A 13207-nucleotide genomic window follows, 5' to 3' on the forward strand; every position below is an offset into this window, starting at 1 on the left:
CGGCCGCGTCCTGCGCGGCGATCAATGCGCGTGTGGTGGATTGGCTGGTGGCGTCGGCGCGGCCTACCGGAGACCTCCGACGGAGAGGCCGCCACGCCAGTGTCGTTGCAGGCTGAAGAACGCGATGATCAGCGGAATCACGGACACCAGGGAGCCCAGGATGATGAGGCTCCACAGCGAGGTGGTTCCCGCGTTGTTCGCGGACGCGATTCCCTGCCAGAGGCCAAGGCCGACGGTGACCGGGAAGAGCCGGTTGTCGGAGAGCATGGCCAGCGGCAGGAAGTAGTTGTTCCAGGACGCCACGGCCGACAGGAGCAGCACGGTGACCACCGCGGGACGCATCAGCGGAAGGGCGATCTGGATGAACGTCCGTATCTCTCCCGCGCCGTCGACCCGCGCCGCGTCCAGGAGCTCGTCGGGCACCGCGTCGCGCGCGTACACGTGCATCAGGTAGACGCCGAACGGGTTGAGCAGCGACGGGAGGATCACCGCCCAGACCGTGTTCGTCAGGCCGAGCCGGGAGAACATGATGAAGGTCGGGATGACCAGAGCGGTGGCGGGCACCATCAGCGCGCCGAGCACGATGGCGAAGCTGAAGCGTCGGGCGGCGAACCGGTACTTGGCGAACCCGTAACCGGCCATGACCGCCAGGACGGTGGCGCCGACGCCGCCGGCGATGGCGTAGAGCGTGGAGTTGAGCATCCACCGCAGGTAGATGCCACCGTCGTAGGTGAAGAGCTGCCGCAGGTTCCCGAGGTAGTCGACCTGGTCGGTGAACCAGAGGGTGTTGCCGCCGCCGAACAGCCCGGGTGCGTCCTTGGAGCTGTTGACGATGACCCACCAGAACGGTACGAGGAAGTAGATCACCAGGAAGCCGAGGAGGATCTGCAGAGGGAGATAGCGCTGCGGTCGGCGGGCGCCGGCGCGGACGGTGGTGTGGTCGGTCATCAGAGGAAGCTCCTCCGCTTGCGGGTGAAGAACAGGAAGGCGTAGACGCAGATGAACACGAGCCCGCCGAGGGCGAAGGAGATCGCCGACCCGTAGTTGAAGTTGGCGAGCGAGAACGCCTGTTGGTACGCGTACATGTTCGGGGTGAAGTCCGCGCCGATGGTGCCCGCGGCGAGGTATCGCAGGATCTGCGGCTCGTTGAAGAACTGCAGGGTGCCGATGAGCGAGAAGACCAGGATGAGGATCAGGGCGGGCGCGATCAGCGGGATTTTGATCCGGGTCGCGATCTGCCACCGCCCGGCGCCGTCCATCCGGGCCGCCTCGTAGAGCGTCGGGTCGACGCCCTGCAACGCCGCGTACAGGATGATCATGTAGTAGCCGGCCCACTGCCAGGTGACGACGTTGAGCAGCCCGTAGAAGATCAGGTCGCTGCTCAGGAAGTCGGGTGCGGTGGCGCCGAACAGCCCGAAGATGTCGGTGAGCGGGCCGAAGCCCCTGCTGTAGAGGAACCCCCACATCACCGCCCCGATGACTGTGGGGATCGCGTACGGCAGGAAGATCATGAGGCGGGAGAAACGGGCGAACAGGGTGGTCACCGAGTCCAGGATGAGGGCCAGCGCGAGCGCGATGACGATCTGCAGTGGGATCGAGACCAGCGAGAAGCGGATGACGAACCACGCCCCGGACAGGAAGCTCGGGTCGGTGAACGCCTTCACGTAGTTGTCGAAGAGAACGAAGCTGGTGCCGCCGATCAGCTTCTTCTGAAAGAGACTGAGGTACAGCGCGTACCCCAGCGGGGCGATGAGGAACGCCAGGAACACGATCCCGAACGGCCCGACGAAGAGCCACCCCATCAGGTGTTCGCGGAGGTGCACCTTGCCACGGATCTTGCGCGTCTCAGGCTGAGGACGCGGTGCGCGCTTCTCGGTCAGGAGTGTCATCTTGGTCTCCGGGACGTGGACGGTGAGGGTGGAGGGTGGGCCGGCCGCTCAGTGCGGCGCGGCCCACCCATCCGGTCACTGAACGGTGAAGCCTTGTTCCTTGGCGTACTTCGCCACGTCCTCCTGGAGCCGGTCGGCAGCCTGCGAACCGGTGACGGAGCCCTTGATGATCTCGCTGACCTGCTTCGTCATGGCGTCGAGGTAGTACTGACCGAACGGGGCGTACGCGACGCCCTTGTAGGCGTCCGCGGCGGGAAGGTAGACCTCCTTGTTCGCCTGCTGGCCGTCGAAGAACGCCACCTTCAGGTCGACGAACGCGGGGTCCTTGAGCGCCGTGAGGTTCAGCGGGAATATGATCTGGTTGGTCCAGCCGTCGGTGAGTGACTCCTTGTCGGCGTAGAGGCCGTAGGCGACCTTCGCGGCCAGCTCCGGCTTCTTGGCCTGCTTGGTCACCGAGAAGGCCGACCCACCCCAGTTGACCTGCACCGGGTTGGCCGAGTCCCACTGCGGCAGCGGCGCCACCGCGAACTTGCCGGTGTCCTGCCCCTTACCGACACCCGCGCCGGTGAGGTAGCCGGGCGCCCAGGCCGCCGAGATGTACGTCGCGTAGTTGCCGTTGATGACGCCGGAGATGTATTCCGGGGTGAACTGGTCCTGCGTACCGACCAGGCCCTTCTTGGCGAGGCCGCCCCAGTAGTCCAGCACGTCCTTGGACGCCTGGTCGTTGAGCTTCACCCCGATCGCCTTCGGCTGCGCCGGATCGTAGGTGAAGGGAGCAGCGCCCTTCTGAATCTGCAGCGCCATGGTGAGCGCCGAGACGTTCGCGCCGAGGTCACCGAAGAGCGGACCGCCGGCGTCCTTGACCTTCTGGGCGGCCTGCTCGTACTCGGCCCAGGTCTTCGGCGGCGTGATCTTGTATTTGTCGAAGATGTCCTTCCGGTAGATCATCGCCACCGGGCCGCCGTCGACCGGGACGCCGTAGACCTTGTCGCCGACCGACACGTCCTTCCAGGCGCCCTCGCCGTAGTTGGCCTTGACCGCGTCGAAGCCGTACTGCTTGATGTCGACGAGCGCGCCCTGGATCTGGAACGTCGGGATCCGGTCCGCCTCGACCATGATCACGTCAGGTGCGCCGGTGCCCGCCGAGATGGCGGTCTGGAACTTGTCGTACTCGTCGCTGCCCTGGCCGACGTTGGTCCAGCAGACCTGCACGTCGTCGTGCTGCTTGTTGAAGTTGTCGACGACGAGCTGGGTGTTGGGGTACCAGCCCCACATCGTCACGACCGGCACGTTCTGCTTGGTGATGGTGTTCGTGCAACTGCTCGCGTCGCTGCCGCCCTCGTCGGAGGAGCAGGCGACGAGGCCGGTTCCCGCCGCGAGCATGGCTACCGTGGCGAGTATTCGTCTTCTCTTCATTGAGATTGTTCCCTTCGGCGATGGCGGTGCACTGCATCCATGCGCTGGCGGGCGCCACCGGGGGCAGGATGCCCTGCTCCCGGTGGCGTCGCCGGCGACGGCTCCTAGCGCTTGAACAGACGGGGCGCCAGGTCGATGAGGTTCTTCTGCCACACGTCCCAGCCGTGCGGCCCGGGGGTCACCCCGTCGAACTCGTAGCGGATACCGAGGTTGTCCAACGTGGTCAGCGACGCCATGAAGCTCGGGTACACGAAGTCGGTCTGGTCACCGACGTAGAGGCGCAGCATCTTGGTGCCGTTGTTGATCGCCGCCACGTCGACACCGGTGCCGCTGCCGAAACCGGCCGAGAACGCGGCGACGTAGGCGAACTCACCCGGGTAGGCCCGCAGCACCCCGAACGCCTGCCCGCCGCCCATCGACAGACCGGCGAGGGCCTGCTGCGACGGATCGCTGGAGATGTTGAAGCGGTCACGGGCCGTCGGAACGATGTTCTCCCGCAGTTCCCGGTTGAAGTTCGACGAGTTGCCGTTGCCCATCACGACGACCATCGGCGTCAGGTCGCCGTCGAGGAACTGATTGTCGAGGATCTGCTTGGCGCGGCCCATCTCCACCCAGTCCGTGTAGTTCTGGCCGCCGCCGTGCTGGAGGTAGAGGACCGGGTACGGCTGCGTACGGTTCGGGTCGTACCCGGGTGGGGTCCACACCAGCGCGGTGCGGTCCTGGCCGGCCACCGTGCTGGGGTAGGTCATGCTCTCGACCTTCCCGCCACGACCGGCGGGTACGTCCGACAGCAGTCGGGCACCGGGCCCGGGGATGAAGAAGGTGCTCCACATCGGCTCGGTGGTGACCTTCGTCGGGTTGGAGGTGTCCTTGACCGCGACCCGGTCCACGATCAGCCGGTAGTAGTAGAACCAGGGCTTCAGCGGGCCCACAGTGGCCCGCCACCGGTCACCGTCGCGGGTCAGTGGCAGTCGCAGCCAACTGCCGCCCGGTGCGACGTTCGCCCAGACCGTGACGTGCTGAGCGTCGGCGAAGTCCGTGGTCGTCTCGAAGGTGACGAACCCGTCCTCGGTGACGAAGGGCGTCGGGGTGGTGCCGGCCGGCGGCGGGGTGAACTCCCGCTTGAGCGGCTGGTGACCGGGGCTCGGCCCGTGGTCCCGCACGTGACCGAACAGTCGCGGCAGGAAGTCGAGGAGGTTCTCCTGCCACGTGGTCCAGGTCGCGCCGCCGTCCGGGTTGACCCCGTCGAACTCGAACCGGACGTCGGCCCGGTCCAACGCCTTCGTCAGCCGGTAGGTGGTGTTGTACGCGGGATCGGTGACGTTGCCCGTGTAGAGGCGGAGCAGCTTGACGCCGCGGTTGATCGCCTTGGCGTCCTTCCGGTCGATCTCCGGCGCCGACGTGCCCGAGAACCAGCCCACGTGACCGAACTGACCCGGCTTGGTGAGCGCGGCCCGCAGCGCGTCCGTCGCACCGTCGGACACGCCCGCGATGGCCTGGTGCACCGGGTCGCGAAGGACCCGGTACCTGTCGGTGACCGCCTTCCGGAGGTCCTTCAAACCCTTGTCGTCGGAGCCGTCGACATCGTTGATCACCACCACCATCGGGCGGATGGCGCCCGCGGCCGAGAGGTTGTCGAGGATCTGCTTGGCTCGACCGAGGTCGAGCCAGTCGGTGGCGGCCACGCCGTCCCCCGACTGGAGGAAGAGCGCCGGGTAACCCTTCGGGCCCTTGGCCGCGTAACCCGGTGGCGTCCAGACCAGGGCGGAGCGCTGCGCGTTCCCGGCCCGATAGGTCAGCGTCTCGATCTTTCCGCCGGTGCCGGCCGGGGCGTCGAGCAGCCATCGTGCCGAGTCACCCGCGACGAGGAAGGTGCTCAGGAGCGGGTTGGACGCGACACTGGTGCTGTTCGTCGGGTCCTTGATGGTCAAGGTGTCGTCGGCGGTGAGCTGGTAGTTGTAGAGCCCCGGCTCCAAGGCGCCGAGAACACCCGACCACACGTCACCCCGACGGGTCAGACCGAACTCCGCCCAGCTGGCCGACGGGCCGAAGTTTCCCTCGACGACGACCTGCGAGACGGTGCCCAGGTTCTCCTGCACGTACGCCGCCGGGACGGCGAACGTGGCGTAGCGGTCCGCGGAGACATCCAGCCACGGCGTGTCCGCCGCAGCTGGCTGCGGCGCGAGGAGCACCGCCGCGGCGGCGATGACCCCGGCGGTGAACGCCGCCGAGAGTCGCCGGCGTACGCCTAACTGGCGTAAACGCCCGTGATACTGTCCGGTAACCACACTCCACTCCCTTCATGCGCCGGCAGCGGATGCGACCCGTCTGACCGGCTCAACTCAACGGTGGATCTGGCCGTGCGTGCTGCGTACACCTCCTTCAGGCTGCCGCCACGGGCGCACCTGCCGTGATCGCTGCGTCGGGAGCGATCCGGCTCGCGCACCAGTGGGCTGAGGTCATGGCCGTGCCGCGCTCCTGGGTGGTGCGGTCGAGTCGCGCACGACGAGGCTTGTCGGAAGCACGATCTGGCTCGGCTCGTCCCACTCACCGGTCACCAGCGACTTGAGCATCCGCGCGGCTTCGTACCCGAGCTGATACATCGACTGGTCCACTGTGGTCAGACCCGGCTGGGTCGACGCCGTTTCGGGGATGTTGTCGAAGCCGACGACGGACAGGTCCCCCGGCACCGAGAACCCCAGCTCCCGGGCGACCTCCAGAACCTTCAGGGCCATCCCGTCGCTCGCCGCGAAGATCGCCGATGGCGGCTCCGATCGTCGCAGCAGGTCACGCGCCAACGGAGTCGCCGACTCGGGGTTGAAGTCGCCTCGACCGATGAGCGTCGGGTCGACCGGGATGCCGGCGTTGGTCAGCGCGGCGCGGTATCCCTCCTCCCGCGACCAGGCCGAGGCCAGGCTGTCGCGGCCGGCGATGAACCCGATGCGCCGATGACCCAGGTCGACCAGGTGCTCGACCGCGGTGGTGGCGCCCGCGAGGTTGTCGGCCATCACCGAGGGCGCCGTCGAGCCCCGCACCGGGTCGATGGCCACGACCGGCGTCCGGCTCCGGATGTCACCCCAGGGCGTCACGACGATGCACCCGTCGGTGAGGGTGCCCGACAGGCGGGTCAGGTGCCGCTGCTCCCAACCCTCCGAATACGACCCGTAGAGGTCGCTGTTGGCGTAGATGATCAGATCGAAGCCCGAGCGGCTCAGCGCCTTCATCACGCCCTTGAGCACTTCCGCCGTGTACGACTGGAAGCTGTGCGCCACGAGGCCCAGGACGTTGGTGCGGCTGCGCCGGAGGCTGGTCGCCACCAGACTCGACTCGTAGCCGAGCTGCTCGATGGCGGAGCGCACCTGAGCGACGGTGCGAGCGCTGACGCCGTAATGCCCGTTGACGACGCGCGAGACGGTGGCGGTGGAAACGCCAGCAGCTCGGGCGACATCACTCATTGTCACCGGCGCATTGACTTCAATCATGCCGCTCTCTCTGGACTGCAATCGTTATCGGTTACGTTTCCAGGATGTTGCCAAGGTAACTGAGAACTATTACGAACACAAGACCTCTTCACCCTTACCCGGCCTCTCGAATGGGCTGCCCTAAGTGGAGGTCGGCGAGGTTGCTGGTGATCCTCGGATGCCGTTGCGGATAACGCAATCGGCATCGTCTGCCAGGGGTCGAAGTGGGGGCCGATTCCGCGTCGGTGCTACCCGTCGACAACAGGACGGCACGCTCCGTCAAGAACCATTCCCCGACCCGGGTGAACGATCACAGCTGCCGAACTTCGACGGTCCCGGTAAAGACCTTCGACGTCGACCGGTCCGAGTCGGCACCGATGACGAAAGTGCCGGCATGGGTGTGGTCGGCAGCCGAGAAGCCCACGTACACCTCGATCTGCCCGGCCTCCACCTCGTAGGCCATGCTCCGGTCGTAGAAACCGAGCTGGCCGGTGGGGAGCGCGAACCGCACCGCCACCCGCTGGCCGGCGGCGGCCTCGACGCGGGCGAAGGCCTTCAGCTCCAGCACCGGCCGGGTGATCGTGGCCTGTGGGTCGCGGACGTAGAGCTGCACTACCTGCTCCCCCGCCCGGTGCCCGGTGTTCGCGACAGTGACCTCGACACCGACGCTGTCCCCGGCGCGGACCTCGGCGCTGTCCACGACGGCGTCCTCGATCACGAACGAGGTGTACCCGAGGCCATGACCGAAGGCGTAGCGCGGGGCGACTGGCGAGTCCACGTAGTCGCCGTGCCAGTGTGACCGCCCGCCGGACACCTTGTGGCCGTAGAACACGGGGATCTGACCAACGCTTCGGGGGTACGAGATCGGCAGCTTTCCGCTCGGGTTGACCTCACCGAGCAGCACCTCGGCGATCGCCTGCGCCCCGGTCTCCCCCGGCAACCAGGCCATCAGCACGGCGGCGCACTCCTCGTGCAGGAAGTCGCTGCCCACCGGTCGGCCGGCGACGAGCACCGCCACGACGGGTGTGCCGGTGGCGACGACGGCACGGACCAGCTCCTCCTGCACGCCCGGCAGGTCCAGACTGGACCGGTCCCGCGACTCGCCGGTGGTGGCCCCGGGCGTCAGCCCCGAGCGGTCACCCAGTACCAGCACCGCGACATCGGCCGCCGCGGCGACCGCGACCGCCTCGGTGAACCCCTCGGTCGACGGGTCGAGCACGTCGCAGCCCGGCGCGAAGCGCAGCCGGTCACCCAGCCGTGCCACGAGTTCGTCGCGCACCGTGGGCACACCGCCGGTGCTCTCGTCGATTTCCAGATCGTCCGGGATCGTCATCATCTCGCCGAGCAGGCCGCGCCGCTTGCGCGCTTCGACCAACGCCTCGATGTGCGCCGCGAACGAGTAGTCACCGAGCAGGTGCCGGGCGTCGTCGGCGTTGGGGCCGATGAGCGCGACAGTTCCGGTGCCCCCGAGCAGCGGTAGGACGCCGTCGTTCTTGAGCAGGACGAGGCTGCGGCGGGCGATCTCCAGCGCGACGTCCCGGTGGCGCTCGGCGTTGGCCGACGTCGAGGCAGCGTCCTCGTCGACGTACGGGTTCTCGAAGAGCCCGAGTTCGATCTTGTGCCGGAGGACTCGTGCGACCGACTCGTCGAGCCGGGCCTCGCTGACCTCGCCGGCGTCGAGGGCGTGCGTGAGGGCGTCCGCGTAGGCGTCCGTCGCCGGAAGCTCGACGTCGACGCCCGCGCCGAGGCCCACCGTCGCGGCCTGCCGCTTGTCCTGCGCGAAGTGGTGGTACGAGTGGAGGTCGTTGACGGCGAAATAGTCGGAGACCACGCTGCCGGTGAACCCCCACTGCCCGCGCAGGACGTCGGCGAGGAGTTCCTGGTTGGCATGGCACGGGACGCCGTCGAGCTCGTGGTAGCCCGCCATCACCGACTGGAGCCCGCCGTCGCGGACCGCCGCCTCGAACGGATACAGGTACACCTCGCGCAGCAGGCGCGGCGGCAGATGGGCCGGTGCCCAGTTCAGCCCACCCTCGGACGCCCCGTAACCGACGAAGTGCTTGGCGGTGGCGAGGACGCCGTCGGTCAGGTCGGTGCCCTGCAGGCCCCGAACGAACGCCACCCCCATCCGGGACACCAGGTACGGGTCCTCGCCGTAGGTCTCCTCCGTCCGGCCCCACCGAGGGTCGCGCACCACGTCCAGCACCGGAGAGAGCCCCTGGTGACTTCCCATGGCGCGCATCTGCGCGCGAACGGCGTCGGCCAGCTGCCGGTTGAGCTCCGGCGCCCACGTGCTCGCCACGCCGATCGCCTGCGGGAAGATGGTCGCCTCGCGGGCCATGACCCCCGAGCACACCTCCTCGTGCACGATCGCCGGGATCCCCAGCCGGGTCTCGGTCACCAGGAAGCGCTGGATCGCATTGGCGGCCCGCGCCACCTGCGCCGCCTTCAGGCTGGTCGCGCCCGCGACGCGGGTCACGTGCCCCAGGCCGTGTCGAAGGATCGGTCGGGCCCGCTCCGCGGCGAACCGACCCCCCTCCAAGAGGGCGAACGCCCACGTGCTGCCCAGCTGCGCGAGCTTCTCCTCACGGGTCATCCGGGCCAGCAGGTCGGACACCCGATCATCGACGGACGCTGTCGCATCCGCGTAGGTCGCCTCGATCTCCGGCTCAACAGTGGTCACCCGGTCACCCCCATCACCGCGACAAGCTGGTCGTTCGGCCTCGTCGGTCACCACGCCACCGGGGCCTGGCCGCGCGCTGCGGACGACGGCCGGGAAGCGGTGGCGACTAAGCGGTGGCGGCGAGGCGGGCGGGAGCGGGACACCAGGTCAGCTGTGGCGGTCTGCCCCGGAGGGCGTGCCGGCCGGACATTGATCCAGGTGCCATGTTCCCTTACGTAAACGTAATCGGTAACGTTTACATAGATCGAGAACGTAATCGAAGACGATCACGTTGTCCAGAGCTCACACTGCCTCCACCACCCCTCGGTCCCGGCGTTCGAGCAGTGCTGTCGCGTCGGACCCGCACGAAGGGAGCCAGCCCTGAACACCCACCTCGACAGCGCGCCGGACAACAGCGTGCACACGGCCCGCCTGACCCTGGACCCCCGCCGACGCGTCGCACCGGTGCCACGTCGACTCTTCGGCTCGTTCGTCGAGCACCTGGGGCGCTGCGTCTACAACGGGATCTACGAGCCGGGGCACCCGACGGCCGACGCCGACGGCTTCCGGGGCGACGTCCTCGCGCTGGTGCGCGAGCTGGGCGTCACCACCGTCCGCTACCCCGGCGGCAACTTCGTCTCCTCCTACCGCTGGGAGGACGGCGTCGGTCCGGTCGACAAACGCCCGGCGAGGCTCGACCTCGCCTGGCACAGCCTGGAGACCAACGCGTTCGGGCTCGACGAGTTCATGAGGTGGGTCGGCAAGGCCGGTGTGGATCCGATCATGGCGGTCAACCTCGGCACCCGTGGCACCGCCGAGGCCGTCGACCTGCTCGAGTACGCCAATCACCGCGGTGGGAGCCACCTCGCCGACCAACGCCGCGACAACGGCGCTGTCGACCCGTACGGCATCAAGCTGTGGTGTCTGGGCAACGAGATGGACGGCCCGTGGCAGGTGGGCCAGCGCAGCGCGACCGAGTACGGGCGACTCGCGGCGCAGACCGCGAAGGCCATGCGACGCTTCGATCCCGATCTCGAACTCGTCGCCTGCGGCTCCTCACACCTCGGTATGCCGACCTTCGGCAGCTGGGAACGCGACGTGCTGACCGAGGCGTACGACGACGTCGACCTGATCTCGCTGCACGCGTACTACCAGCCGGTCGACGACGACCTGGCCAGCTTCCTCGCCTCGGCCGAGGACATGGACAGGTACATCGACGCCGTCACCGCCATCGCCGACTCGGTCGGAGCGATCCGTCGGTCGACCAAGAAGATCATGATCGCGTTCGACGAGTGGAACGTCTGGTACCAGTCCGCCGCCCCGTCCACGCCCCCGAGCGGCGAGGACTGGCCGGTCGCGCCGCCCCTGCTGGAGGACCACTACAACGTTGCCGACGCGGTCGTCGTCGGCGGCCTGCTCATCAGCCTGCTCCGGCACAGCGACCGGGTGAGCGCGGCCTGCCAGGCCCAACTGGTCAACGTCATCGCACCGATCATGACCGAGACGGGCGGCTCGGCCTGGCGGCAGACCATCTTCCACCCCTTCGCCCGCACCGCCCGGCACGCCCAGGGCACGGTGTTGGACGTGCTGCGCGAGGGCAGCACGACGACCACCGACCGCTACGGTGAGATCGACGCTGTCGACGCGGTCTCCACCTGGGACGACACCACCGGGGAGATGACAGTCTTCCTCGTCAACCGCGCCCTCGACACCCCGGCCGAAGTGACCATCGACGTCGCCGGCGCGCAGGTCAGCGACATCGTCGAATGCGTCACCGTCGGCGGCACCGACCTGCACGCCAAGAACACGGCCGACGGTCCGGACCACGCCGCGCCGCGTTCCAACGGCACGGCACGGGGCACCGACGCCAGCGTGCAGCTGACTCTTCCACCCGCGTCCTGGACCATGCTGCGACTCCGCGCCACCGACACGACCCCGTGACCGGCTGACGAATGGACCGGACGTGCCCCGGCCGCGCACACCCTGGCTTCACCAGGGGCCGCGCGGCCGGGGCTTCCCCACCACAGGGAGTACGGCGTCGAGCCGGCTGTTACCGGACGTCGACCGGGGTGCTGTGGGAGTCGTTGAAGAGCCTGTCGCCCTGGTAGCGGGCGACCACCGGCGCGTTCAGCTCACCATGGACGGTCTTTTTCAGCCGGGCGACGCCGTCGTGCACCGGGGCCGACCCGAGGTGCGTGTCACCCACGTAGAAGTCGACAGTGCCGGAGGGCGCCGACGTGCTGGTGCTGACCGTGCCGACCGTCGCGGTGGCGGTGACCTTCGTGTGGTGCGAGCCGCCCGCCGGTGACGTCGTGACGACGAGGTCGGTGGTCGTGGCCCGGAACGTCAGCGTACGCAGGTAGTGGTTCAGCAGCGGACGCCACACGTGCCAGGTGTGCACGCCCGGCACGTTGTACTCGTCCAGCTCGACGCCGGCGGTGCGCAGGGCAGCGGCGTTGCGCTGCGAGTTCTCGGCGATGTTGCCCAGCCGGTCCTGCAGCCCTGTGCCGATCATGATGCCGCCGGCCACCGCCTTCATGCTGTCGACCTGGGCCTGTGTGGCGGCCGGACCGCCCGCGCTCCAGGCCGCGTGGTAGCCGAACAGGTCGGTGTGGTTGTACATGATGGTGTACGCCCGGCTGCCACCGGCGGAGAAGCCGGCGAACGCGCGGTCCTGCGCCCGGGTCGAGACGCGGTAGTTCTGCTCGACGAACGGGAAGATGTTGTTCCGTAGTTCGTTGACGTAGCCCTCGTTGCCACCGGGGAGGCCGTTGAAGTCGGTGGACACGATCACCATGGGCTGCGCCGCACGCTCCTTGATCGCGTTCTCCAGGATGAGGTGGGCAACGCCCTGCATCGTCCAGGCGGTCGAGTGGTCGCCGCTGCCGTGGCTCAGGTAGAGGGTCGGGTACGGCGTGGCCCGGTTGGGGTCGTAGCCGTGTGGCAGGTAGACGACGATGTCGTGGACTCCCGCCGGGTTGGTCGACAGCGGCGAGGCGTACCGCCGGGACTCCAGCCGGCCGGCCCTGGCGACCGGAGCCTGGTATCCGGTGTCGTACGTCGGGAACTTTCTGCTGGTCGGGACGTAGATCGTGCTGCGTACCGCGCCGGGCGCTCCCGGGTACTGCGGCTGGATCTGCCAGCGGTTGGCGGGGTCGTCGTGCAGGGCGCAGCCGGTGGCGAGCTCGTTGGCGCAGTCGTGGATGAACGCGTAGCGGAAGGTGCCTGCCGGCAGCGGAGTAGTGAAGGTCCAGACCCCGTCCGGGCCCTTTCGCATGGCCTGGGTGTGCCACGGGGTGGCCGCGACGTCGCCGGGTTGCCACTCGGCGGGCGGTCGCGCGTCACCGCAGTCCTGGCAGGCGATGTTCTCCGGTCGGGAGTAGAACCAGTCGCCGTAGACGTGGACCTGCTGGACGTCCTCGGGCGCCCGGTACCGGAAGGTGACCGTGTAGCCGGTCGGGGGCTTGTCGGTGCGGGTGACGGTCGGGCCCAGCGGCGCCGGCGGTGCGGCCGAGGCCGCCGGAGCGGCGACCGTTGCGGCCGTCACTGTGACGGCGGCGAGCAGCGCGAGCAGCAGCCGGCGTGTCGGTGCCGGCGTCGGGGGACGGGGAGGTGCGACGGGCATGTTCCTGCTCCCTCTTCGGCGTGTGGTCAGACCGCACCGAGCGGTCGACCGACCATTCGATGGTGAGGTGAAGGGATACCAGTAACGAGCGATGCGGCGATGCGAGCGCTAACATCGTTCCCTGTCGAAAACACAACCATGAATTGCATTGACG

8 protein-coding genes are annotated in these 13207 nt (G+C 68.4%); 1 reads left to right on the top strand and 7 read right to left on the bottom strand.

Annotation, left to right across the window (positions count from 1 at the left end):
• Positions 1 to 63: 63 nt before the first annotated feature.
• The 6 genes from ACGF3C_RS29145 to ACGF3C_RS29170 form a co-directional block, all read right to left on the bottom strand.
• Complete coding sequence (locus tag ACGF3C_RS29145) at positions 64 to 948, bottom strand: carbohydrate ABC transporter permease (RefSeq protein ID WP_357222409.1); 885 nt, start codon at positions 946 to 948, stop codon at positions 64 to 66.
• Positions 948 to 1889, bottom strand: a complete 942-nt coding sequence (locus ACGF3C_RS29150) for a sugar ABC transporter permease (RefSeq protein ID WP_357204979.1) — start codon at positions 1887 to 1889, stop codon at positions 948 to 950. The genes ACGF3C_RS29145 and ACGF3C_RS29150 overlap by 1 nt, the downstream gene beginning before the upstream one ends.
• Before the next feature lie 75 nt (positions 1890 to 1964).
• Positions 1965 to 3305: an extracellular solute-binding protein gene (locus ACGF3C_RS29155; RefSeq protein ID WP_357222407.1), complete on the bottom strand. Its 1341-nt coding sequence runs from the start codon at positions 3303 to 3305 to the stop codon at positions 1965 to 1967.
• Between the two features lie 104 nt (positions 3306 to 3409).
• Positions 3410 to 5593 carry an alpha/beta hydrolase gene (locus tag ACGF3C_RS29160; RefSeq protein WP_393226877.1) on the bottom strand — a complete coding sequence of 728 codons (2184 nt, stop codon included), beginning with the start codon at positions 5591 to 5593 and terminating at the stop codon, positions 3410 to 3412.
• Positions 5594 to 5764: 171 nt separating this feature from the next.
• On the bottom strand, positions 5765 to 6787 hold the full coding sequence (locus ACGF3C_RS29165; RefSeq protein ID WP_357229776.1) for a LacI family DNA-binding transcriptional regulator: 1023 nt from the start codon (positions 6785 to 6787) through the stop codon (positions 5765 to 5767).
• 289 nt (positions 6788 to 7076) lie between these two features.
• Positions 7077 to 9449 carry a glycoside hydrolase family 3 N-terminal domain-containing protein gene (locus tag ACGF3C_RS29170; RefSeq protein ID WP_393226879.1) on the bottom strand — a complete coding sequence of 791 codons (2373 nt, stop codon included), beginning with the start codon at positions 9447 to 9449 and terminating at the stop codon, positions 7077 to 7079.
• Between the two features lie 396 nt (positions 9450 to 9845).
• Here ACGF3C_RS29170 and ACGF3C_RS29175 point away from each other — a divergent pair, with 396 nt between their 5' ends.
• Positions 9846 to 11369, top strand: coding sequence for an alpha-N-arabinofuranosidase (locus ACGF3C_RS29175; protein ID WP_393226881.1), 1524 nt, complete (start codon positions 9846 to 9848; stop codon positions 11367 to 11369).
• A gap of 109 nt (positions 11370 to 11478) precedes the next feature.
• On the opposite strand, the gene ACGF3C_RS29180 is transcribed toward ACGF3C_RS29175, so the two are convergent.
• Complete coding sequence (locus ACGF3C_RS29180; protein ID WP_393226883.1) at positions 11479 to 13053, bottom strand: alpha/beta hydrolase-fold protein; 1575 nt, start codon at positions 13051 to 13053, stop codon at positions 11479 to 11481.
• Between the last annotated feature and the right edge of the window lie 154 nt (positions 13054 to 13207).

Source organism: Micromonospora sp. NPDC047762, assembly GCF_043204655.1.
GTDB lineage: Bacteria > Actinomycetota > Actinomycetes > Mycobacteriales > Micromonosporaceae > Micromonospora.